The organism is Streptomyces sp. NPDC102462 (assembly GCF_044765425.1).
GTDB lineage: Bacteria > Actinomycetota > Actinomycetes > Streptomycetales > Streptomycetaceae > Streptomyces.
On record NZ_JBIWKB010000018.1, the window covers coordinates 64,366 to 86,994 of the forward strand.

Consider the following 22,629-nt stretch of genomic DNA (forward strand, 5'->3'; position numbering starts at 1 on the left):
GGCTACTGGATCACCACCTTGACGATGCCGGTGAGGGCGATCTGGGCGAGGGAAAGGGGGACGAGGAGGGTCCAGGAGAACTTCTGGAGCTGGTCCTCGCGCAGCCGCGGGTAGGTGACGCGGAGCCAGATGACCACGAAGGCGAGGAGCGCCGTCTTCAGCAGGGTCCAGACCCAGCCGAGGCCGTCGGCGCCCCACGGGCCGTGCCAGCCGCCCAGGAACAGGACGGTGGTCAGACCGCACAGGACGATGATTCCGGCGTACTCGGCGAGCAGGAACAGGGCGAAGCGCAGGCCGGTGTACTCGGTGTACGCGCCGAAGATGATCTCCGAGTCGGCGACGGGCATGTCGAAGGGCGGGCGCTGCAGTTCGGCGAGGCCGGCGACGAAGAAGACGAGCGCGCCGACGATCTGCCAGGGCAGCCACCACCACTCGAAGGCGTCGAGGATGCCGGGGAGGGAGACCGTGCCGGCCGCCATCGCCACGGAGGCGGCGGCGAGCAGCATCGGGAGTTCGTAGGCGAGGAGTTGAGCGGCGGTACGCAGGCCGCCGAGAAGGGAGAACTTGTTGGCGCTGGCCCAGCCCGCCATGAGCGAGCCGAGGACGCCGACGCCCATCACGGCGAGGACGAAGAAGACGCCCGCGTCGAGGACCTGGCCGACCGCGCCCTCCCCGGGGCCGATCGGGATGGCGAGCAGGACGAGCAGATACGGGAGGAGGGCGACGGCCGGGGCGAGCTGGAAGATACGGCGGTCGGCGCCGTTCGGGACGACGTCCTCCTTCTGCGCGAACTTGACGCCGTCCGCGATGAGTTGGGCCCAGCCGTGGAAGCCGCCGGCGTACATCGGGCCGAGGCGGCCCTGCATGTGCGCCATCACCTTGTGCTCGGTCTGACCGACGATCAGGGGGAAGGTGAGGAAGACGACGAACACGACGAGGAGTCGCAGGGCGACGTCCAGCACGCCGTTCACTGCGGGCCTCCTATGGGGGTGTCGGGGGCGGGGTCGTCAGGATCGGGAACGTCGGGGGCAGGGGCGCCGGCGCCGGTGGCCGGACCGGCCGTGGGCGGCTCGTCCGAAGAGGCCGATTCCCCGGAGGCCGATTCCCCGGGGGCCGGCTCCTCGCGGCCGGGTTCCGCGGCCCCGGGCGTCTGAGGCGCACCTTGGTCGGACCCGGGCTCCTCAGACGCCGCTCCCCCGGGCCGGGGCGCCTCGGACGCGGACTCCTTGGAGGCCGGCCCCTCTGACTCCGCCCGCTCGGACCGGGGGCCTTCGGGCGCCGCCTCCTGGGCCGCCGCCTTGTCGGTCGCGGATTCGCGAGCGCCGCTGTTGGCGTTGGAATGGGTGTCGGTGTCCGGCGGTGCCTGGGACGCCCGGCCGGATTCGGACACCGGACGCGTTTCCGTCCCCGGGGTCGTCTCCTCAGCCTCGCGAGCGCCGCCGTTCTCCTCAGCTTCGGGGGCTGGGCCGTTCTTGTCCGGTCCCGCGACCTCGCCCTTCTGCGGGGTTTGCGGGGTGGCCTCGGTGAGGTGGGGTTCCGCTTGCGGGGGCCCGGGTTGTTGCGGTTCGTCGAAGGCGGGGCGGGCGTGGTGCCAGGGCGCGTCCGAGCTGCGGGGCGCTGTGGGTCGGGCGGGGCGCCGGGTGGCCGTGTCGGGTGCTGTGGGTTCCTGCCCCGCCTCGGCCTGCGCATCGGCGCGCTGTGCGGCGGACCCCTCCGACGCGCTGCGCGAGCGGCGGGGACCCGCGGGCGCCCACGGCTTCGCCGTTGCCGCGGTGTCGGCCGGTCCGGCCGTACCCGACGCCTCCGGCGCCTGCCCCGCCTGTTCAGCCCGGTCCACCGCCTCGGCCCGCTCAGCCTGCGCCGCCTGCGCCGCCTGCTCTGTTACTTCGGCCTGCTCAGCCTGCGGTGCCTGCTCTGACTGCGGTGCCTGCGCCGCCCGTTGGGAGGCAGATCCCTGGCTCGCGCTGCGTGCGCGGCGCGGGGTGGTCGGGGTGGCGCGCTCGGTTCCCCGAGCAGCTGCTCCTTCCGAGGCGGCGCTAACCGCACCGGGTGCGGCTGCCTCCGGCGGCACCGCCCCCTCGGCCGCCGCCGCGCCCGCGGTCTGGCCGACGGAACCCTCCACCGCCGCACCCGACCCGCCGGATGCAGCCACCCCTGTCTGGCTCGCGGAACCCTCCGCCGCCGTACGCGAGCGGCGAGGGGCGGCCGCACCTGTCTGACCCGCGGGACCCTCCGCCGCGCCCGGCCCGCCGGGACCAGCCGTATCCGTCTGGCTTGCGGAGCCCCCCGCTGCCGTGCGGGCCCGGCGGGGTGGTGTGGCGGAGGCTTGCGTTGTGGTGCGGGTGCGGCGGGTCGGGCGGGTCGGAGCCGGGGGGAGTTGGCCCTTCAGGGGGCCCCATTCGTTGGGGTCGGGGACGCCTGGGGGAAGCATCTGGCGGCGCTTGGGGCCGCCGTGGTCGGACTCGCCCGGTTCCTTCGCGCCCGGCCACGCCTTGGCGACACGGGCGGCGAGGACGAAATCCTTGCGCAGGGGATGGCCCTCGAAGGTCTCGGGGAGCAGGAGGTGCTGCAGGCCGGGGTGGCCTTCGAAGCGGACGCCGAACATTTCGTGCGTCTCGCGCTCGTGCCAGGCGGCGCCGGCGTAGACACCGACGGCGGAGGCCAGCGCCGGCGCCTCGTGGGGAACGGTCGTGCGGAGCAGCAGGCGCCGCACCGGGGCCAGGGCGACGACGTGCGCGGACACCCTGAAGCCCGTGCCGGGCTCGTCGACCGCGCTCAGCCAGTCGAAGTAGGTGCAGGTCAGGGTCGTGCGGGCGGTCTCAAGCGCGGGGATCCAGGACTGGGGCGGCACGTCGACGGTGAGGACTCCGTAGGACTCCTGCGCCGTGGCCTCGGGGCCGAAGATCTCCTCGACGGGGGCGGGGAGCCAGCCGACGGCGGTCATCGCGCGCCTCCCTCCGCGGACGGCGGGCGGACCAGGCCGCTCTGCAGGGCGGCGGTGGACGGCCGCCCGGCCTCGTAGCGCTCCCCCAGCGACTCCCCGGCGATCTTCTCCTGGAGCTTGAGGATGCCCTGGAGCAGCGCCTCGGGGCGGGGCGGGCAGCCGGGTACGTAGACGTCCACGGGGATGATCTGGTCGACGCCCTTGGTGACGGAGTAGGAGTCCCAGTAGGGGCCGCCGCAGTTGGAGCAGGCGCCGAAGGAGATGACGTACTTCGGCTCGGGCATCTGCTCGTACAGCCGCTTCACCGCGGGTGCCATCTTGTCCGTGACCGTGCCGGAGACGACCATCAGGTCGGCCTGGCGGGGGCCCGGCGCGAACGGGATGACGCCGAGGCGGATGAAGTCGTGGCGGGCCATCGACGCGGCGATGAACTCGATCGCGCAGCAGGCGAGGCCGAAGTTGAAGACCCAGAGCGAGTAGCGGCGGCCCCAGTTCAGGACGATCTTCATCGGTTCCGGGGCAAGGCGCGCGAGTGCGCCGAGCCGCCCGCTGCCTTCGGCGGGGGGACGCCCGGGCTCGGGGAGCAGCACGGGCTCGGGGTTGGTGCGGGTCACGTCCATGTCAGGACGCCCTTCTTGTGTGCGTACAGCAGGCCCACGGCGAGGAAGCCGAGGAAGACGAACATCTCGACGAGCGTGGTCCCGCCGTATCCGTGGTCGGCGAAGACGGTCGCCCAGGGGAACAGGAAGACCGAGTCGACGGCGAAGATCACGTAGAGGAAGGCGTACACGTAGTAGCGGACCTGGGTGTGGGCCCAGCCCTCGCCGACAGGGTCGACGCCGCACTCGTACGTGAGCAGTTTCTCGGGTGTGGGGACGACGGGGCGCAGCAGCCGGCCGGCGCCGAAGGCGACCCCGACGAAGAGCACGCCCAGCAGTGCCAGCAGTCCCACGACCGAATAGGACCGGAAGTAGTCCGCCGCGACGACGGCGGTCGAGTCCCCCAACGTCTCCCGCAACGTCCGTCCCTCGCTCCCTGACCAGGTTGACCTGAGTGCCTTGGTGAATCCTGTGACGCGACACGATTCGACGACCTGTACGCACGGGAGTCTAGGCCCTGATAAAGAGACGGTAAGCAGCCCGTCACAGACTCCGCTCGCCCCGGTCCGCGGGCCGGACGGAAAGGTGGGGTTTTCCCCCGGGTCCCGCGGCGGCGGACCTCATGGCGCGGGGGCGCGCCACACGGCACGCTAGCCCGTATGACCGCTCGCATGCCATCCGCCGGGACGGCCGCGACCGACGGTGACGACCGTCTGCCGCCGGCCCGTTTCGCCTTCGACGCGCACACCTGGAAGGAGATCGCGCATCTCCTGGCGAACCTGCCGGTGGCGCTGCTCGGCTTCACCTACGCGACCACGGCGCTCGTCACCAGTGGCGCGCTGACCCTCACCGTGATCGGTTTTCCGCTGCTCGCCGCCACCCTGCTCGGCGCACGGGGCCTGGGCAGGCTGGAACGGGCGCGGGCCCGGGCGCTGCTCGGGGTGCGGGTGGACGAGCCGAGTCCGCTGCCGCGCGGCCGGGGCGGCGGGCTGCTGCAAAGGATGTGGATGGCGCTGAAGGACCCGGTGGGCTGGCGGACCCTGTTGTACGACTTCATCCGGCTGCCCTGGGGGATCCTCACCTTCGTCATCACGTTCACCTCGCTGTTCGTGCTCTGGCCGGTGCTGCCGTTCCTCGCGCGGGGCATGGCGAACGTGGACCGGCTGATGGTGCGCGGACTGCTGTCGCCCTCCGACGAACTGGAGCGCCGTATCGCCGAACTGGAATCCGACCGCGGGATCGTGGTGGACACCGCGGCGGCGGACCTGCGGCGGATCGAGCGGGACCTGCACGACGGGGCGCAGGCCCGGCTGGTCAGTCTGGCGATGGGGCTCGGCCTGGCGAAGGAGAAGCTTCTGGAGGATCCCGACTCGGCCGCGGCGATGGTCGAGGAGGCGCACGGCGAGGTGAAGCTCGCCCTCCAGGAGCTGCGCGACCTGGCCCGGGGCATCCATCCGGCCGTCCTCACCGACCGCGGCCTGGACGCCGCGCTGTCCTCGGTGGCCTCCCGCTGCACGGTGCCGGTGAAGGTGACCGCCGACCTGGAGGCGAGACCGGCCGCCGCGATCGAGGGCATCGCCTACTTCACGGTCTCGGAGCTGCTGCAGAACATCAGCAAGCACAGCGGTGCGCGGACCGCGTCCGTCGACGTCTGGCGGTCCGAGGACCGGCTGCTCATCCAGGTGCGGGACGACGGCCGGGGCGGGGCGCGGCTCGACGCGGGCAGCGGGATGCGCGGGCTCGCGGAACGGCTCGGCGCGGTCGACGGGCTGTTCGTGGTCGACTCCCCGGTCGGCGGGCCGACCACGGTCACCGCCGAGCTGCCCTGGCGGGACCGGACGGAGACCTCCTGACGGCGAGGGGCTACGGACCTGGACGGGAACCTCCTGACCGCGAGGGGCTACGGACCCGGACGGGAGACCTCCTGGCCGCAGGGACTCGCGGCCCCGGACGCAGACCTGCCCGCCCGGGGTGGGGAAAACCCCCCGTCCAAGATGCCGACGGCCTCCATGGTCCGCGGACCCGCGGCGCAGGAGGGTGGGGGTACGGCAGAAGGCCGCTGACGAGGAGAACGGGACGACGCCGATGGCCACGGAGTACGGACAGGGGTACGGGCACCGGTACGAATACGACGGTGCGGGCCGGCACCGGCTGCCGGCCGCACTGCGCGCGCCGTTCGCGGCGCGCAGCTGGCGCGAGTTCGGCTATGTGCTGCTGAGCCTGCCGATCAGCATCCTGATGTTCACGTACGCGGTGACCATGGTGTCGCTCGGGGCGGGGCTGCTGGTGACCTTCCTCGGGATTCCGGTCCTGGCGGGGGCGCTGGCGGGGTGCCGCGGTCTGGGCGTGCTGGAGCGGGCACGGGCGCGGGGACTGCTCGGCCTGGAGGTCGCCGAACCGGAGCCGCTGCGGATGCGCAAGCCGGGCGTCATGGCCTGGATGGGCGCGGTCCTGAAGAGCGGCACGTCGTGGCGGCACGTGCTGTACGCGCTGCTGCACTTCCCCTGGGCGCTGTTCTCCTTCGTCGTCGCGGTGAACTTCTGGGCGATCGGCTGGTCGCTGGTGACGTATCCGCTGTGGTTCTGGGTCTTCCCGGTATACGGCGGGCAGGGCGGCATCCAGCTCTACGGCGACGAACACCACCGGATCTACCTCGACAACCCCTTCGAGATCACCGTCACCGCGCTGGTCGGGCTGCTGTTCACACTGGCCACGCCGTGGATCGTGCGGGCGCTGACGATGGTGGACCGGCTGCTGGTGCACGGGCTGCTCGGGCCGTCGCGGCTGTCGGCGCGGGTGGTGGAGCTGGAGTCGGACCGGGGTGTGGTGGTCGACACGGCGGCGGCGGACCTCCGGCGGATCGAACGGGACCTGCACGACGGGGCGCAGGCCCGGCTGGTGGCGCTGGCCATGGACCTGGGGCTGGCGAAGGAGAAGCTGGCCGAGGATCCGCAGTCGGCGGCGCAGATGGTGGAGGACGCGCACGGCGAGGTGAAGACGGCGCTCCAGGAGCTGCGGGACCTGGCCCGCGGTATCCATCCCGCCGTGCTGACGGACCGCGGTCTGGACGCGGCCCTCTCCGCGGTCGCCTCCCGCTGCACCGTGCCGGTGCAGGTAGAGGTGGACCTGACGCAGCGTCCCGCGCCGGCGATCGAGGGGATCGCCTACTTCACGGTGTCGGAGCTGCTGCAGAACATCAGCAAGCATTCCCGGGCGAGTTGGGCGTCGGTGGATGTCTGGCGGTCGGACGACCGGCTGATGCTGCAGGTCGTGGACGACGGGGTGGGCGGAGCCGATGTGTCCGGGGGTTCGGGTCTGGCCGGGCTGGCGGAGCGGCTGGACGCGGTGGACGGGGTCCTGGTGGTGGATTCCCCGCCGGGCGGCCCGACCCGGGTGACGGCGGAACTGCCCTGGCGTGGCTGACCACGGCCGTCGTACGCGGCCCGGCCACCGCCCGACATGGGTGGCGACCGGGCCGCGCGGACATGCCGTGCCGACTGCGCGACACACGGGCACGCCGCCCCACAGGCCGACAACACACAGGCGCACAGCACACAGGAACTCACCACACAGACCGCAAGCTCACAGTCCGCGGCACACAGGCGCGCGGCACATGGGTCCCCCGCACATGGGTCCACGGCACACAGCCCGGCAGCACATGGCTCCGCACCACACGCGCGTGCGGCACGAGGCGGCAGGCAACCGGATCCGGCATGACGCGGTCCCCTCTTCCGGTGCCGCTCGTGCGGCGCCGGTATTTCGTGCCGTTGTTCCGATGCCGCGGGCGCGGTGCGGTGGGATTGCTGGAATGCTGGACCTCCGTACGGACGGGCACCGTCGGAGATTCGGGCTGTGGGGGGCCAAAAGATCGTGCAGGACGTGGAGGACAGGGTGCGGGTGGTCATCGCCGAGGATTCGGTGCTGCTCAGAGAGGGCCTGACCCGGTTGCTGACCGACCGTGGGCACGAGGTGGTGGCCGGTGTCGGCGACGCCGAGGCGCTGATCAAGACCATTGCGGACCTGGCGGCGCAGGGTGCGCTGCCGGACGTGGTGGTCGCGGACGTGCGGATGCCGCCGACGCACACGGACGAGGGGGTGCGGGCCGCCGTACGGCTGCGCAAGGCGCACCCGGACCTCGGGGTGCTGGTGCTGTCGCAGTACGTGGAGGAGCGCTACGCCACCGAACTGCTGGCCGGTTCCAGCCGCGGCGTCGGATATCTGCTCAAGGACCGGGTCGCCGAGGTGCGGGAGTTCGTGGACGCGGTGGTGCGGGTGGCGCGGGGCGGTACGGCCCTGGACCCGGAGGTCGTCGCGCAGCTGCTCGGCCGCAGCCGCAAGCAGGACGTGCTCGCGGGGCTCACGCCGCGGGAGCGGGAGGTTCTGGGGCTGATGGCGGAGGGGCGGACGAACTCGGCGATCGCCAAGCAGCTGGTGGTCAGCGACGGGGCCGTGGAGAAGCACGTCAGCAACATCTTCCTGAAGCTGGGCCTGTCGCAGAGCGAGGGGGACCACCGGCGGGTTCTGGCCGTTCTCACCTATCTGAACTCGTGAGGGCCTGTCCTGACCGGGCCGGCCTGACAGGGCGCCGGCGGCGGGCCGCCCGGTCGTGTTTCCCGGGATGCGGGATGGCCGTGTGCCAGAACGGGAAGTGAGAACGGGGGAACGAGCCGGGAGCGTCTTCGTGAGAGCCGGGGGGCGGGACAGCGTGACACGTCAGGACGACGGGCCGTCTCGGAATGCCGTCCATCATGCGAATGGCCGCGGGAAGGCGACCCTAAGCGACGTAGGGTTGATCCTGGGAAGGTCCCTGGGACGACCATGCCCGGACAGCAGCCTCGAAGGAGGTCCAGTTCAGTGACCAGCCAGGTCAGCAGCCCAGCGGAGCAGGCCGACGGTGCCGTCGTAGGAGAGCAGCGCAAACCGGGCGGTACGAAGGACGTCCGGCGTCTGGAACGGGTGGTCATCCGGTTCGCGGGCGACTCGGGTGACGGTATGCAGCTCACGGGTGACCGGTTCACTTCGGAGACGGCGTCGTTCGGCAACGACCTGTCGACGCTGCCGAACTTCCCGGCGGAGATCCGGGCCCCCGCCGGCACCCTGCCGGGTGTCTCGTCGTTCCAGCTGCACTTCGCCGACCACGACATCCTCACGCCCGGCGACGCGCCGAACGTCCTCGTGGCGATGAATCCGGCGGCGCTGAAGGCGAACATCGGCGACCTGCCGCGCGGCGCGGAGATCATCGTCAACACGGACGAGTTCACCAAACGGGCGATGCAGAAGGTCGGCTACGCCACCAGCCCGCTGGAGGACGGCTCGCTGGACGGCTACGGGCTGCACCCGGTGCCGCTGACCACGCTGACGGTGGAGGCGCTGAAGGACTTCGACCTCACCCGCAAGGAGGCCGAGCGCAGCAAGAACATGTTCGCGCTGGGCCTGCTGTCGTGGATGTACCACCGGCCGACCGAGGGCACGGAGAGGTTCCTGCGGACCAAGTTCGCGAAGAAGCCGGAGATCGCCGAGGCCAACCTGACGGCCTTCCGCGCGGGCTGGAACTTCGGCGAGACCACGGAGGACTTCGCCGTCTCCTACGAGGTCGCCCCGGCCGCGAAGGCCTTCCCCGTGGGCACCTACCGCAACATCTCCGGGAACCTGGCCCTGGCCTACGGCCTGGTCAGCGCCTCCCGCCAGGCGGACCTGCCGCTGTTCCTCGGCTCGTATCCGATCACCCCGGCCTCGGACATCCTGCACGAGCTGTCCAAGCACAAGAACTTCGGTGTGCGGACCTTCCAGGCCGAGGACGAGATCGCCGGCATCGGCGCCGCGCTCGGGGCGGCCTTCGGCGGCTCCCTGGCGGTGACGACGACGAGCGGCCCCGGTGTGGCGCTGAAGTCCGAGACCATCGGGCTCGCCGTCTCGCTGGAGCTGCCGCTGCTGGTGATCGACATCCAGCGCGGCGGGCCCTCGACCGGTCTGCCGACCAAGACCGAGCAGGCCGACCTGTTGCAGGCGATGTTCGGCCGCAACGGCGAGGCCCCGGTGCCGATCGTCGCGCCGCGTACGCCGGCCGACTGCTTCGACGCGGCCCTGGAGGCGGCGCGGATCGCGCTGACGTACCGTACGCCGGTGCTGCTGCTGTCCGACGGCTACCTGGCCAACGGCTCCGAGCCGTGGCGTATCCCCGCGCTGGAGGAGCTGCCCGATCTGCGCGTGCGGTTCGCGCAGGGCCCCAACCACACCCTGGACGACGGCACCGAGGTGTTCTGGCCGTACAAGCGCGACCCCGAGACGCTCGCGCGCCCGTGGGCCGTTCCGGGCACACCGGGTCTGGAGCACCGCATCGGCGGCATCGAGAAGCAGGACGGCACGGGGAACATCTCCTACGACCCGGCCAACCACGACTTCATGGTCCGCACCCGGCAGGCGAAGGTCGACGGCATCGAGGTGCCCGACATCGAGGTCGACGATCCGGACGGCGCGCGCCTCCTCGTCCTGGGCTGGGGTTCCACCTACGGGCCGATCACCGCGGCGGTGCGGCGGCTGCGGGTTCAGGGGGTGCCGGTGGCACAGGCCCATCTGCGCCATCTCAACCCGTTCCCGGGGAATCTCGGGGAGGTGCTGAGACGTTACGAGAAGGTGTTGGTCCCGGAGATGAACCTGGGGCAGCTCGCCCTGCTGATCCGGGCGAAGTATCTGGTCGACGCCCGCTCCTACAACCAGGTCAGCGGAATGCCGTTCAAGGCGGAACAGCTCGCCGCGGCGCTGAAGGAGGCCATCGATGGCTGAGACGTCCACGAGCGGCACGGACACGATCGAGGCGCTTTCGCTCGTGCCGAAGGCCGGGGCCCGGCAGTCGATGAAGGACTTCAAGTCGGACCAGGAGGTGCGCTGGTGCCCGGGGTGCGGTGACTACGCGATCCTGGCGGCGGTGCAGGGCTTCATGCCGGAACTCGGGCTGGCCCGGGAGAACATCGTGTTCGTGTCGGGCATCGGGTGCTCCTCCCGCTTCCCGTACTACATGAACACCTACGGGATGCACTCCATCCACGGCCGCGCTCCCGCGATCGCGACCGGTCTGGCCGCCACCCGGCGCGATCTGTCCGTCTGGGTCGTCACGGGCGACGGCGACGCGCTGTCGATCGGCGGCAACCACCTCATCCACGCGCTGCGCCGCAACGTCAACCTGAAGATCCTCCTGTTCAACAACCGGATCTACGGTCTGACCAAGGGCCAGTACTCCCCCACCTCCGAGGTCGGCAAGATCACCAAGTCGACCCCGATGGGCTCCCTGGACGCGCCGTTCAACCCGGTCTCGCTGGCGCTCGGCGCGGAGGCGTCGTTCGTGGCGCGGACCATCGACTCCGACCGCAAGCACCTCACCGGCGTGCTGCGGGAGGCCGCGGCCCACCCGGGCACCGCGCTGGTGGAGATCTACCAGAACTGCAACATCTTCAACGACGGTGCCTTCGACGCGCTCAAGGACCAGCACGGCGCCCAGGAGGCGGTGATCCGCCTGGAGCACGGGCAGCCGGTCCGGTTCGGGCCCGACAGCGGCCGGGGTGTGGTGCGCGACCCGCTCACCGGCGATCTGGAGATCGTCACCGTGACGCCCGACAACGAGGACCGCATCCTCGTCCACGACGCCCACGCGGCCTCGTCGGCCACTGCTTTCGCCCTGTCCCGGCTGGCCGACCCGGACACCCTGCACCACACGCCCATCGGCGTGCTGCGCAGCGTCGAGCGCCCGGTGTACGAGACGCGGATGGCCGAGCAGCTGGACGCGGCCGTCGAGCAGCACGGCAAGGGCGACCTCGCGGCCCTGCTGGCCGGCAACGACACCTGGACCGTCATCGGCTGACCGCCGCGGGCAGACCGATCCGGTGCCGGCGACCGACCGCACGGCAGGGTGGCAGAACGAGGGCCCGGACGCACCACAGCGCCCGGGCCCTCGCCCGCACCACGCCCAGGACCGCCACCCAACAACCCAAGCAGCCGACGCCTCCTCCCCACGAGCGGCTGGACCAGGCAGCTCGCCCCAGGCCGGTCAGGCGTCTCGTGTGGTGGGTTGTGCCGGCCGCTTTGTCTCGTCGTACCGGTCCCGGGCCTCCCGTACCTGGTCCATCCGGGTCTCGGTCCACCGGGCCAGCGTCCGGACCTGGTGGGCCGCCTCACGGCCGAGCGGGGTGAGCGAGTAGTCGACCCGGGGCGGGATCACCGGCTTGGCGTCCCGGTGCACGAACCCGTCGCGTTCCAGGACCTGGAGGGTCTGGGCGAGCATCTTCTCGCTGACGCCCCGGCCGAAGCGCCCGACCGCACGGCGCAGCTCGCTGAACCGGTGGGGGCGGTCCAGCAGTTCGATCAGGACGAGGACGCCCCAGCGGCTGGTGACGTGTTCGAGGACCAGGCGGTAGGGGCACATCGCCTCGCCGGCGTCCCGGGCCGTCTTCTCCACAGCACTAACTCCCATACCCGTACCTTACTTCAAAGTGGGTACTTTCCCAGGGTTAGCGCCGCTCCTAGGGTTAGCGACACAGGCACCCCCACTAGGAGTTCTCCACCATGAGCATCGTCGTCACCGGAGCCACCGGCCACCTCGGCCGCCACGTCGTCAACCAGTTGCTGGAGAAGGTTCCGGCCGAGCAGATCACCGCCGTCGTACGCGACGCGGCGAAGGCCGCCGACTTCGCGGCCCGCGGCGTGCGGATCGCCGTGGCCGACTACAACAGGCCCGAGACCTTCGACGGCCTCTTCGCCGCAGGCGACAGGGTGCTGCTGATCTCCGGCAACGAGTTCGACAAGGGCCGGGTCCAACAGCACACCGTCGTCATCGACGCCGCCAGGGCGGCCGGCGTCGCCCTGCTCGCCTACACCAGCGCCCCCGGCAGCCTGACGGCCGCCCTCGCCGACGACCACCGGGCCACCGAGCAGGTGCTGCTGGCCTCCGGCCTGCCCTACACGCTGCTGCGCAACGGCTGGTACCACGAGAACTACACGGAGAACCTGGCCCCGGTGCTGGCGCACGACGCCGTCGTCGCGGCGGCGGGCGAGGGCCGGATCTCCTCGGCCTCGCGCGCCGATTACGCGGCCGCCGCCGTCGCCGTGCTCACCGGTGAGGGGCACGAGAACAAGACGTACGAGCTGGGCGGCGACGAGGCGTGGAGCCTGGAGGAGTACGCGGCCGAGCTGAGCCGGCAGACCGGCAAGGAGATCGCCTACAACTCCGTGCCGGGCGAGACCTTGCTGGGCATCCTGACCGGCGCCGGGGTGCCCGAGCCGATGGCCGCGATCCTCGTCGGCGTCGACGCGTCGATCGCCAAGGGCGAGCTGGTCGTCTCCACCGGCGATCTGTCCCGCCTGGCCGGGCGGCCGACCAGCCCGATCGCGGAGGCCGTGACCGCCGCGCTCAAGGACTGACCGGCCGCACCGCGAGCCCCGGGCCCCGGGCCCTGGTCCAGCACCCCTGCCCTGTCATGACCGTATGCCAATACGGGTATGACAGGCGGGGGCGCTCGGCGTTACCTTCGTCCAGGCGAACACGCGCGCGAGGACGTGAGAGGGAGGGGCCCGTGGCCGGCGAGTCGAGGGGTGAGCGGCGGACAGGTCTGCTGAACGGCTTCGCGGCCTACGGGATGTGGGGGCTCGTGCCGCTGTTCTGGCCCCTGCTGAAGCCGGCCGGAGCGCTGGAGATCCTTGCCCACCGGATGGTGTGGTCCCTGGTCTTCGTCGGCGTACTGCTGCTCGTCGTGCGGCGCTGGGCCTGGGCCGGGGAACTGCTGCGCCAGCCGCGCCGACTCGGACTCATCGCGGTCGCGGCAGCGGTGATCACGGTCAACTGGGGTGTCTACATCTGGGCCGTGAACGCCGGACACGTGGTCGAGGCGTCCCTCGGGTACTTCATCAATCCCCTGGTGACCATCGCGATGGGCGTGCTGATCCTGAAGGAGCGGCTGCGGCCCGCGCAGTGGGTGGCGGTCGGGGTCGGCTTCGCCGCGGTGCTGGTGCTGACCGTCGGGTACGGCCGCCCGCCGTGGATCTCCCTGAGCCTCGCCTTCTCCTTCGCCACATACGGGCTGGTGAAGAAGAAGGTCAACCTCGGCGGCATCGAGTCGCTGGCCGCCGAGACCGCGGTCCAGTTCCTGCCCGCGCTCGGCTATCTGCTGTGGCTGACCGCGCACGGCGGCTCCACCTTCACCGGTGACGGCGCCGGGCACGCGGCCCTGCTCGCCGCCACCGGCGTGGTCACCGCGCTCCCCCTCGTCTGCTTCGGCGCGGCGGCGATACGGGTGCCGCTGTCGACGCTGGGGCTGCTGCAGTACCTGGCGCCCGTCTTCCAGTTCCTGCTGGGCGTCCTCTACTTCGACGAGGCCATGCCGCCCGAGCGCTGGGCCGGGTTCGCGCTGGTGTGGCTGGCGCTGTCACTGCTGACCTGGGACGCCCTGCGCGCGGCCCGCACGGCCCGCACGGTCGCCAGCGAGAGCGCCGTGCCCAGCAGGACCATGACGACCGGTACGGCGAGCGCCGCCCGGAAGGCGGAGAGCGTCGCCTCGGGACCCGGGCCGGATCCGGAGGCCGCCAGGCCGTAGACCGCGGTCACCGCCGAGATCCCGATCGCCGAACCGAACTGGGTCGAGGTGTGCAGCAGCCCGCCCGCCAGGCCCTGCTCCTGCTCGGCGACCCCGTCCGTCGCGGCGATCGTCAGCGGCCCGTAGGCCAGCGCGAAGGCCATACCCGCGATGATCAACGTGGGGAACATCGCCAGGTACGGCCAGTCCGGGCCGACCGGCAGAAACAGCCCGTAGGCGAGCACGGCCAGCAGGAAGCCGCCGACGATCACGCGGGCGTTGCCGTAGCGGGCGACCAGTTTCGGGGTGAGGGTCGGGGCGAGGACGGCGTCGCAGCCCATGACGACGAGCGCGAGCGCCGTCCGCAGGGACGACCAGCCGCGCAGTTCCTGTAGGTAGAGCGTGAGCACGAACTGGAAGCCGAAGAAGGCGCCGACGAACAGCAGTGCCCCCAGGTCGGCGCGTACGACCGGGCCGTTGCACAGGATGCCGAGCCTCACCAGCGGCTGCGCGGAACGCCGCTCGATCGCGAGGAAGGCGGCGGCCAGCAGCATCGCGGCGACGGCCGCCGAGGCGGTCGACGGCCAGCCGTCGAGGCCGTGTTCGAGGCGTACGACGGCGTAGGCGGCGAGCAGCATCGCGGCGGCGGCCGTGATCGCGCCGGGCAGGTCGAAGCCGCGGAGCCGGAACGGCGGGGCGGCCTGCGCCGGGATCAGCCGCACGGCCGCGAGCAGCAGCGCGGCGGCCAGCAGCACCGGGGCGAAGAACACCCAGCGCCAGCCGAGTTGGGTGAGCAGACCGCCGATGACCAGGCCGAGCGAGAAACCGCCCGCGGCCGTGCCGGCGAAGACCAGCAGGGCCTTGTCGCGCCGCGGGCCCTGCTCGTAGGAGGTGGTGATGAGGGAGAGCGCGGCCGGTGTCATGAACGCGGCCGAGACACCGGTGGCGAACCGTGCCACGACCAGCATCCAGCCCGCCGTCGCGAGTCCGCCGAGGCCGGAGAACGCGACGAGCACGATCAGCCAGAGCAGGAACATCCGGCGGCGGCCGAGCAGGTCGGCCGCGCGCCCGCCGAGCAGGGTGAAACCGGCGTAGCCGAGGACGTAGGCGCTCATCACCCAGGCCGCGGTGTCGGTGGCGAGGCCGAGGTCGGCGCGGATCGCGGGGATCGCCACGGCCATCATGGCGATGTCGATGCCCTCCAGGAAGATCGTTCCGCACAGCACGAGCAGCAGGGCCCAGGCACGGGTGCCCATGAGAACACTCCTAGGACGGGGAGCAAGGGGGGTGCGGTTACCGGATCGAGGGTCGGTTCCCCCTTGTGGGTCGGTTCCCTCTTGTAACCGGGATCCAGCCTGGGGCAGCATCGACAGGTATGGAAGAAGGCACTTCTAAGTCACCGAGTAACTGCGCGAGCACCGTGGACTACGGCGACGCCGACCCCTTCCAGTGGGACACCCGGGAGGACTGCCAGGTCCGGCAGATCCTCGACCGGGTCGCCGACAAGTGGTCGCTCCTCGTCATCGCGCTGCTGGACAACCGGCGGCTGCGCTTCACCGAGCTGCGGCGGGAGATCGACGGGGTCAGCCAGCGCATGCTGACGGTGACGCTGCGCCAGCTGGAACGGGACGGACTGGTCGAACGCACCGTCCATCCGGTGGTGCCGCCGCGGGTCGAGTACGAGCTGACCCCGCTCGGCGGGACCCTGCACGCCACCATCCGGTCCCTGGTGACCTGGACCGAGGACCACCAGGAGGAGATCGCGGCGGCCCGCACGGCCTACGACACCCGCGTCCAGCAGACCACCACCCACTGAACCCGCCCGGCGTCCTCGGCCACGCCGGTCGGACCCCGCTGGGCGGGCGCGCGGCCGACGGGCAGGTCGTATCCGGCTCGTTCTCCGGCCCCGGGGTGCTTCAGGCGAAGTAGTGGCCCGCCTTCAGGTCGGCGATCAGCCCTGGACGGGTCGGCCGCCAACCGAGCAGGTCGCGGGTGATCGCCGCCGAGGCGGGACCGTCGACTCCCCAGAAGCCGCTGAGCCAGCCCACGTACTCCGCGACCTGCTCGGGGGCGACGGAGACGGCGGGAACACCGAGACGGGCGGCGAAGACCTCGGCGACCTCGCGGATCGGCACGCCCTCGTCGCCGACCGCGTGCAGCACCGAACCGGCCGGCGCGGACTCCAGCGCGAGCCGGAACAGGAGCGCGGCGTCGTCGCGGTGGACCGCGGGCCAGCGGTTGCTGCCGTCGCCGACGTAGGCCGCGGCGCCCTTGTCGCGCGCGAAGCCGACCAGGGTCGGGATGAACCCGTTGTCGCCGTTGCCGTGCGTGGCCGGCGGAAGCCGCACGACGGAGGACCGGACCCCGTGGTCGGCGAGCGCGAGGGCGCGGTGGGCGTTGGCCATCCGCCCGCCCCCACCGCTGATCGGCCCCTCGCGCTCGCCGGTGTCGGCCGCCAGCCCGTCGCGTTCGGTGGCCACGGCTCCCGGCGGGAGCCCGAGCACACCGAGGATGCCGGACGCGATGACGAACGGCTTGCCGGTGCCCGCAAGGGCCTCACCGAAGGCGTCGATCGCCGCACGGTCGGCGTCGGTGGCTCCGGCGTAGTCACCGGCGAAGGCGATGTCGTGCTTGAAGGCCAGGTGGACGACGCCGTCGGACGAGGCGGCGGCCGAGCGCAGGGTGTCGAGGTCGTCGAGCGATCCCGGACGGACCTCGGCTCCCGCGGCCCGCAGGGCCCGGGCCGCGGCGTCGGAGCGGGCGAGTGCGGTGACCGTGTGGCCGGCGGCGGTCAGTTCGGGGACGAGCCCGCGGCCGACCCAGCCCGACGCTCCGGTGACGAAAACGTGCATGGGGAACCTCCAGATGACGGGCGGCGCCTGCCGGGCGGATCCGCGGCGGGCGACCCTTGAAGCCAGGCACTATTCTTTGTACGATCGTTCTAGAAATGTCAAGGCGCGACCAGCACCCGGAGGCAGTGATGGCGGGGCGGCCCATCGACCACCAAAGACGTGCCGAACTGCTCGACGCGGTGGTCGACTACACGGTCGAGCACGGCTTCTCCGAGCTGTCGTGGCGGCCCGTCGCCGCCGCCGTCGGAGTCTCCACCACGACACTGGTGCATCGCTTCGGCACCAAGGAGCAGATGCTCCAGGCGGTCCTCGCACGCCTGCGGGAGCGCATCCTCGCGGCCAGCGACGCGCTCGGCGCGAGGCCCGATCTGGCGACGGCCGCGCGCTGGGTGTGGACGCGGACCTCCGACCCGCGACGGGGCGCGGAGTTCCGGCTGTTCTTCGCGGCCTACGGACGCGCCCTCCAAGCACCGCAGCAGTTCGCGGACTTCCTTGAGCACGTGGTGGCCGACTGGATGAGCGCCCTGTGTGCCGCGCAGGGACCGGACACCGACCCGGTGACCGCGACGCGCACGGCCACCCTGGTGATCGCCACGATCCGCGGGCTGCTGCTCGACCTGCTCGCCACCGGCGACCGTGACCGGGTCCAGGACGCGGCCGAGAGCTTCCTCGCCACGCTGGAACCCGGAGCGCGGCCCGCCGCACGCGCACGACCACGTTGAGCCGGGGGCCCGCCGGCGTCCGGTGGGACTGTCAGTGGCGTCGGCTATAAGTGACCGTATGACGCAGACATCCGCACCGGTCCCCGTCCCGCTCCACTGGAAACTGGTCATCGACGCGGCCGACCCGCACGCGCAAGCCGACTTCTGGGCCGCCGCGCTGCACTACGAGGTCGAGGACAACAGCGCGCTCGTCGAACGGCTGCTCGGGCTGGGCGCGCTGCCCGGCGCGGCGACCGTCGAGCACCACGGCCGCCCCGCCTTCCGGGACCTGATCGCCGTACGGCATCCCGACGATCCGTACGACGAGGACAGCGGTACCGGGCTGGGGCGGCGGCTGCTGTTCCAGCGGGTCCCGGAATCGAAGTCCGGCAAGAACCGGCTCCACATCGACGTGCACGCGGGCGCGGGCGGACGCGAGGACGAGGTCGGGCGACTGGAGCGGCTGGGCGCGCGGGTGCTGCGGCGGGTGCGGGAGAACGGCGGGGAGTGGGTGGTGATGACGGACCCGGAGGGCAACGAGTTCTGCGTCCAGTGACGGGCGGCGGATCCCGGCCGGCCTAGTCGGCCGCCCGGGCAGCGCGTTCGGTCAGGCGGACCATGCGGGCGCGGGCGGACTCCAGTTGCTCGATGTCGTCGGCCGCCGGACCGTCCTCGGCGGTGAGTTCCGTCCACAGGGCGATCAGGTCACGGCCGAGACTGAGTCCCTGCTCGGGGTCGCGTACGGCGCGCCAGGCCGCCACCGCGCTCTGGACGTTGCCGTAGGCCCCCTCGGGGTCCCGGCTGCCGCGGCGGAGCCGGGCGAGGTCCAGCGACAACCGGAAGGCGTGCAGCGGATCGCCGGACAAGTAGGCGATGTAGGCGGTCAGTTCGCGCAGCCGGAGCACTTCGGGGTGATCGGGCCCCAGGTGGGCTGCGGCCTCCTCGACGGTGCGCTTCGCCAGCTCGGCCGCCGTGTCGATCCGCCCCGCCCTGACGGCCTCGTTGATCCGCGCGGTCGCCTCCCCGAACACGGCCCCGACGCCCTCTCCGTCCCCGTCTCCGAGCACGGCCTCGGCCACGGCATCGAACCCGCGGGCCGGCGTGGGCCTGGGATCGGGATCGGCCCCGGCGGGAACCTCGGCGGCGTGCGGCCGGGGGGTGGTGCGGGGTGACTCGGGAACGCTGAGCACGAAGGCGGAACTCGCCCCCGAAACGGCCGCGTCGGCCACCCAGTCCGGCGCGGAACCGGACACACCGTCCACCCCGGGTGCCCCCGGCTGCTTCAGCACCGCGGCCGTGCTCGGTCCGGCAGGCGGGGACACCTCGGCGGGACGCGGCGGCTCCGTAGGCCGCGGCTCCGCGAGGTGAGGCGGCTCCGCGAGGTGAGGCGGGTCCGTGAGGTGAGGCGGGTCCGCCGGGCGGGACGGGTGGCCGGGCATGACCGGGGGCGGTCCGAAGACGCCGGTGGGGGGCCGGACCGTGCCGGGAGCGACATCCGCCACCAGCCCGGGTGCGAACGTGACCGCAGCCTGCGCGTGTGGCGTCGACTCCGGTAGCGGGGGCTGCGCGGGCGGCGTCGGCTCAGATAGCGCCCGCAGCGGGTACGTCGGAGCGGCCTCCCGTACCGGTTCGGCGACGGGCCGCAGAAAGTGGGTGGGCCTGTCGCGATACGGCGGCCGTTCGGCGGCGGCGGAGCCATGACCGGAGCCCGAGGAGAAGCCGTCGGCCGGCTCGCCCGAACCGTCGGCCGGCTCCGCCGGCTCCTCCTGCCCTTCCGGCTCTTCCGGCTCTTCCGGCAGCCCGGGCTCCGAAGCCGCCCCGGACTTCCCCGGCGCCTGCGCCCCCGCCTTGGTCTGCGGAGTCATCTTGGCCGGGTCGGCCGTGAAGCGGCTGGCGCCGTCGGTGTCGACCTGGAGGGGGACCACGTAGCCGACGCGGGCGTCGTGGATCGCCGCCCGTACGGGGTGGCCGAGCGTGCGGGCCAGGCGGTGGAGGTGGTCCAGGACGGCATGCTGGATCTCCCGGCCGGGGGCTGCGGCAAGGGGTACGCCGTCGACGGTCGCCTCGCCCGCGGCCGAGACGCGGACGTCCACCGGTTCCGCCGGACCCGCGCCGCGCCGTTCTTCCCGCTTCTCCTCGCGGCTGAGTCGAGACATCTGCCCCCTCACTCCCCCGGCGTCACGATCCGGTCGTACCCATGCGTACTGTCGAGTGTCGCCGCTCACCACCGATTCCGCGTCACCGCGACGTCACAGACTCGCACCAGGAGCCCTCCCGGCCGCGGCAACACGACGGTCCGGCCGACGACCCGCTTCAGCGGGCCCTCCCCACGGCCCCGGCAGCCCCCGCCCAGCACGCTCCCCGCACACTCGACGAAACATCCTTGCGCGTGCATATAATGCGCAAGCCTGTATTCCTCGCGTGCCGATCATCTGGGGGATCGATGACCCGCCGTTTTCTGTTCGTGCTGGGCAGCAGCCGTCTCGACGGCAACACCGAACTGCTCACCCACAGGGCCGCCGAGCAGTTGCCCGTGGACGTCGAGCAGGAGTGGATCCGCCTGCTCGACCACCCGCTGCCCGAGTTCACCGACCTGCGCCACGACAGCGACCATGTGCGGCCGCCCTCCGACACCACCACCGGCCGGCTCCTGGACGCCACCCTCGCCGCCACGGACATCGTGATCGCCTCGCCGCTGTACTGGTACTCGGTGTCCGGCCCGACCAAGCGCTACCTGGACTACTGGTCCGGCTGGCTGCGCACCCCCGGCATCGACTTCAAGGCGACCCTGGCCGGACGCACCCTCTGGGGCGTCACCGTGCTCGCGGCCCGCGAACCCGATGTCGCCGCCCCGCTGATCGGCACGCTCAACAACTCGGCCGCATACATGAAGATGCGCTTCGGCGGCGTCCTGCTCGGCTGCGGCAGCGCGCAGGGCGACGTCCTCAAGGACGCGGAGGCGCTGACCCGCGCGAAGACCTTCTTCGCACAGGAGGCGCCGCTCGCCCACTTCCCGCACGAGACGGAGGCGGCCGTCCAGGCGCCCCGGCCCCGTAAGGAGGGCGCCCTTACGCGGTGATGTCCTTCGTCGTGAACCGCGCCCAGGCCGCCGAGCCGAACACCACCGCGTACAGCCCCTGCAACCCGAGGTTCCTGACCAGATCGTCCCAGTAGACCGGGTCGCGCATCAGGTCGGCGAAGGACAGCCAGTAGTGCGAGAAGAAGTACGGCTGGATCGCGTGCAGTTGCGGTATCTGGTCGAGGATCTGAACGGTGATCAGCAGCCCCACCGTGGTGGCCATCGCCGCGATCCCGCTGTTGGTCAGGGTGGAGACGAACAGCCCGAGGGCGGCAAGACCGATCAACGACGCGGCCACGACCAGGGCGATCAGCAGCGCACGCGCCAGGCCGTCGGCGAAACCTATCCGCGTGCCGGAGATGGTCGTCAGATCGCCCAGCGGAAACAGCAGCGCCCCGACGGCCAGCGCCGAGACCGCCACCACCAGCGTGGCCACCAGGCAGAACGCCATCGTCGTCGCGTACTTGGTGAGCAGCAGACGGGTGCGGCCCGCCGGGGCCACCAGGAGATAGCGAAGGGTTCCGGCGTTGGCCTCGCCGGCGATCGCGTCGCCCGCGACGACCCCGATCGCCATCGGAAGGAAGAACGGGAGCGTCGCGGCCAGCGCGGTGAACACCAGGAACAGGCCGTTGTTGGTGATCTGCGTGATGAACGCCGGCCCCTCGCCGCCGCCTGCGCCGACCGATGAACCGTCCCGCGTCTCGATCTTGACGGCGATACCGACCAGGATCGGCACCGCGGCCAGCACGCCCAGCAGTGCGAGCGTGCGCCAGCGCCGGAAGGTGGTGAGCAGTTCGCTGCGCAGGAACCCGAAGGTCCACAGCGGGTTCGGGGCGCGTCCCGCCCCGGGCCCGGCCGCCGGCACGGCGACCGTGGACTCGTCCGCCCCGGCGTCAACCTGTGACATCGAACCCCTCTCCGGTCAGCGCCACGAACGCGTCCTCCAGCGATGCCCGTTCCACCCCGAAGCCGCGGACACGGACTCCGGCCGACACCAACGCGGCGTTCAGGTCGGCGAGTTCGCCCTCCGGGGGCTCCGCGGTCACCCGGTCCTCGGCGACCACGACATCGCCCACGCCCCGCTCCTTGAGCACCCGGGCCGCGTCCCCGGTGTCCGGCGTGGTCACGACCAGCCGGCCGCGCGCCCCGGCGGCCAGGTCCGCCACCGCGCCCTGGGTGATGAGCCGGCCCTGCGCCATCACCGCCGCGTGCGTGCACACCTGCTCGATCTCGTCGAGGAGATGGGAGGAGAGGAAGACGGTCGTGCCGTCGGACGCCAGCTCCCGGACCAGCGAACGGATTTCGCGCATGCCCTGCGGGTCGAGCCCGTTGGTCGGCTCGTCCAGGACCAGGAGCCTGCGCGGCTGGAGCAGCGCGGCGGCCAGCCCGAGCCGCTGCTTCATGCCCAGCGAGTACGCCCTGGCCTTCTTGCCCGCGGCGGCGGCCAGGCCCACCCGGTCAAGGGCGGCGGCGACCCGGGCCCGGCGGGTGCGCGGGTCGGCGGTCGGATCGGCGGCGTCGTAGCGTATGAGGTTGTCCCGGCCGGAGAGGAAGCCGTACAGGGCGGGGCCCTCGATGAGCGCGCCCACCTGCGGCAGCACCGCGCGCGCCGAGCGGGGCATGGGCCGCCCGAGTACCCGCGCGGTGCCGGAGGTGGGCTCGATGAGTCCCATCAGCATGCGGATGGTGGTGGTCTTGCCCGAGCCGTTCGGACCGAGGAAGCCGAAGACGCTGCCCGCCGGGACCGTCAGGTCGAGACCGTCGACGGCGAGCTGTCCGCCGCGGTAGCGCTTGGTCAGGCCGCGGGTGTCGATGACGCTCGGCCCCGCGTCCTCCGGCTCCCGCGTCGTCCTTCGCCCCGTGGTGGACGGTTCGTCCATCGGCTCCCTCGATTC

At 72.1% G+C, this 22,629-nt stretch carries 20 protein-coding genes and 1 pseudogene; 11 read left to right on the top strand and 10 right to left on the bottom strand.

Features of this window, described 5'->3' with window-relative positions; genetic code table 11:
- Positions 1–2 precede the first annotated feature (2 nt).
- From ACIRFL_RS17845 to ACIRFL_RS17860, 4 genes are read right to left on the bottom strand one after another with little or no spacing between them, the layout of a single operon-like run.
- Complete coding sequence (locus ACIRFL_RS17845) at positions 3–971, bottom strand: NADH-quinone oxidoreductase subunit H (protein WP_404029336.1); 969 nt, start codon at positions 969–971, stop codon at positions 3–5.
- Positions 968–2,944: an NADH-quinone oxidoreductase subunit C gene (locus tag ACIRFL_RS17850; protein WP_404029338.1), complete on the bottom strand. Its 1,977-nt coding sequence runs from the start codon at positions 2,942–2,944 to the stop codon at positions 968–970. The genes ACIRFL_RS17845 and ACIRFL_RS17850 overlap by 4 nt, the downstream gene beginning before the upstream one ends.
- Entirely contained in the window at positions 2,941–3,564 is a 624-nt protein-coding gene (locus ACIRFL_RS17855) for an NADH-quinone oxidoreductase subunit B (protein ID WP_404029340.1), read from the bottom strand. Before ACIRFL_RS17855 ends, ACIRFL_RS17850 begins: the two co-directional genes overlap by 4 nt.
- Complete coding sequence (locus ACIRFL_RS17860; protein WP_404029342.1) at positions 3,555–3,962, bottom strand: NADH-quinone oxidoreductase subunit A; 408 nt, start codon at positions 3,960–3,962, stop codon at positions 3,555–3,557. The genes ACIRFL_RS17855 and ACIRFL_RS17860 overlap by 10 nt, the downstream gene beginning before the upstream one ends.
- A 240-nt stretch (positions 3,963–4,202) precedes the next feature.
- Here ACIRFL_RS17860 and ACIRFL_RS17865 point away from each other — a divergent pair, with 240 nt between their 5' ends.
- From ACIRFL_RS17865 to ACIRFL_RS17885, 5 genes are all read left to right on the top strand, one after another.
- Positions 4,203–5,396: a sensor histidine kinase gene (locus ACIRFL_RS17865; protein WP_404029343.1), complete on the top strand. Its 1,194-nt coding sequence runs from the start codon at positions 4,203–4,205 to the stop codon at positions 5,394–5,396.
- 232 nt (positions 5,397–5,628) lie between these two features.
- Positions 5,629–6,966, top strand: a complete 1,338-nt coding sequence (locus tag ACIRFL_RS17870; protein ID WP_404029471.1) for a sensor histidine kinase — start codon at positions 5,629–5,631, stop codon at positions 6,964–6,966.
- A 468-nt stretch (positions 6,967–7,434) separates the two neighbouring features.
- The gene (locus ACIRFL_RS17875) at positions 7,435–8,094 is read left to right on the top strand and encodes a LuxR C-terminal-related transcriptional regulator (RefSeq protein WP_404029473.1); all 660 of its coding nucleotides are present in this window, start codon (positions 7,435–7,437) and stop codon (positions 8,092–8,094) included.
- Positions 8,095–8,397: 303 nt separating this feature from the next.
- Positions 8,398–10,326, top strand: a complete 1,929-nt coding sequence (locus ACIRFL_RS17880) for a 2-oxoacid:acceptor oxidoreductase subunit alpha (protein WP_404029345.1) — start codon at positions 8,398–8,400, stop codon at positions 10,324–10,326.
- Entirely contained in the window at positions 10,319–11,398 is a 1,080-nt protein-coding gene (locus ACIRFL_RS17885; RefSeq protein WP_404029347.1) for a 2-oxoacid:ferredoxin oxidoreductase subunit beta, read from the top strand. The genes ACIRFL_RS17880 and ACIRFL_RS17885 overlap by 8 nt, the downstream gene beginning before the upstream one ends.
- A gap of 186 nt (positions 11,399–11,584) precedes the next feature.
- Here the strand turns inward: ACIRFL_RS17885 and ACIRFL_RS17890 are convergent, their stop codons facing one another.
- Positions 11,585–12,007: a winged helix-turn-helix transcriptional regulator gene (locus ACIRFL_RS17890; RefSeq protein WP_404029349.1), complete on the bottom strand. Its 423-nt coding sequence runs from the start codon at positions 12,005–12,007 to the stop codon at positions 11,585–11,587.
- 92 nt (positions 12,008–12,099) lie between these two features.
- Here ACIRFL_RS17890 and ACIRFL_RS17895 point away from each other — a divergent pair, with 92 nt between their 5' ends.
- Positions 12,100–12,954, top strand: coding sequence for an SDR family oxidoreductase (locus tag ACIRFL_RS17895; protein WP_404029351.1), 855 nt, complete (start codon positions 12,100–12,102; stop codon positions 12,952–12,954).
- Positions 12,955–13,106: 152 nt separating this feature from the next.
- Positions 13,107–14,123 (top strand): EamA family transporter RarD, encoded by a 1,017-nt coding sequence (rarD, locus tag ACIRFL_RS17900; protein WP_404029353.1) that lies wholly within the window; start codon positions 13,107–13,109, stop codon positions 14,121–14,123.
- A gap of 80 nt (positions 14,124–14,203) precedes the next feature.
- Here rarD and ACIRFL_RS17905 read toward each other — a convergent pair.
- A pseudogene (locus tag ACIRFL_RS17905) lies at positions 14,204–15,469 on the bottom strand (MFS transporter); the annotation flags it as partial.
- 8 nt (positions 15,470–15,477) lie between these two features.
- On the opposite strand from ACIRFL_RS17905, the gene ACIRFL_RS17910 reads away from it, so the two are divergent.
- Complete coding sequence (locus ACIRFL_RS17910) at positions 15,478–15,918, top strand: winged helix-turn-helix transcriptional regulator (RefSeq protein ID WP_404029355.1); 441 nt, start codon at positions 15,478–15,480, stop codon at positions 15,916–15,918.
- A 100-nt stretch (positions 15,919–16,018) separates the two neighbouring features.
- Here ACIRFL_RS17910 and ACIRFL_RS17915 read toward each other — a convergent pair whose 3' ends face one another.
- Positions 16,019–16,954 (bottom strand): SDR family oxidoreductase, encoded by a 936-nt coding sequence (locus ACIRFL_RS17915; protein WP_404029357.1) that lies wholly within the window; start codon positions 16,952–16,954, stop codon positions 16,019–16,021.
- A gap of 95 nt (positions 16,955–17,049) precedes the next feature.
- Here ACIRFL_RS17915 and ACIRFL_RS17920 point away from each other — a divergent pair, with 95 nt between their 5' ends.
- Both ACIRFL_RS17920 and ACIRFL_RS17925 read left to right on the top strand, forming a co-directional pair.
- The gene (locus tag ACIRFL_RS17920; RefSeq protein ID WP_404029359.1) at positions 17,050–17,676 is read left to right on the top strand and encodes a TetR/AcrR family transcriptional regulator; all 627 of its coding nucleotides are present in this window, start codon (positions 17,050–17,052) and stop codon (positions 17,674–17,676) included.
- A gap of 58 nt (positions 17,677–17,734) precedes the next feature.
- Positions 17,735–18,211, top strand: coding sequence for a VOC family protein (locus ACIRFL_RS17925; RefSeq protein ID WP_404029361.1), 477 nt, complete (start codon positions 17,735–17,737; stop codon positions 18,209–18,211).
- A gap of 22 nt (positions 18,212–18,233) precedes the next feature.
- On the opposite strand, the gene ACIRFL_RS17930 is transcribed toward ACIRFL_RS17925, so the two are convergent.
- Positions 18,234–19,811: a tetratricopeptide repeat protein gene (locus ACIRFL_RS17930; protein ID WP_404029363.1), complete on the bottom strand. Its 1,578-nt coding sequence runs from the start codon at positions 19,809–19,811 to the stop codon at positions 18,234–18,236.
- A 287-nt stretch (positions 19,812–20,098) separates the two neighbouring features.
- On the opposite strand from ACIRFL_RS17930, the gene ACIRFL_RS17935 reads away from it, so the two are divergent.
- Entirely contained in the window at positions 20,099–20,734 is a 636-nt protein-coding gene (locus tag ACIRFL_RS17935) for a flavodoxin family protein (protein ID WP_404029365.1), read from the top strand.
- Here the strand turns inward: ACIRFL_RS17935 and ACIRFL_RS17940 are convergent.
- Both ACIRFL_RS17940 and ACIRFL_RS17945 read right to left on the bottom strand, forming a co-directional pair.
- Positions 20,724–21,641 carry an ABC transporter permease gene (locus tag ACIRFL_RS17940; RefSeq protein ID WP_404029367.1) on the bottom strand — a complete coding sequence of 306 codons (918 nt, stop codon included), beginning with the start codon at positions 21,639–21,641 and terminating at the stop codon, positions 20,724–20,726. The genes ACIRFL_RS17935 and ACIRFL_RS17940 overlap by 11 nt on opposite strands.
- Positions 21,628–22,614, bottom strand: coding sequence for an ABC transporter ATP-binding protein (locus ACIRFL_RS17945; protein ID WP_404029369.1), 987 nt, complete (start codon positions 22,612–22,614; stop codon positions 21,628–21,630). Before ACIRFL_RS17945 ends, ACIRFL_RS17940 begins: the two co-directional genes overlap by 14 nt.
- Positions 22,615–22,629 lie beyond the last annotated feature (15 nt).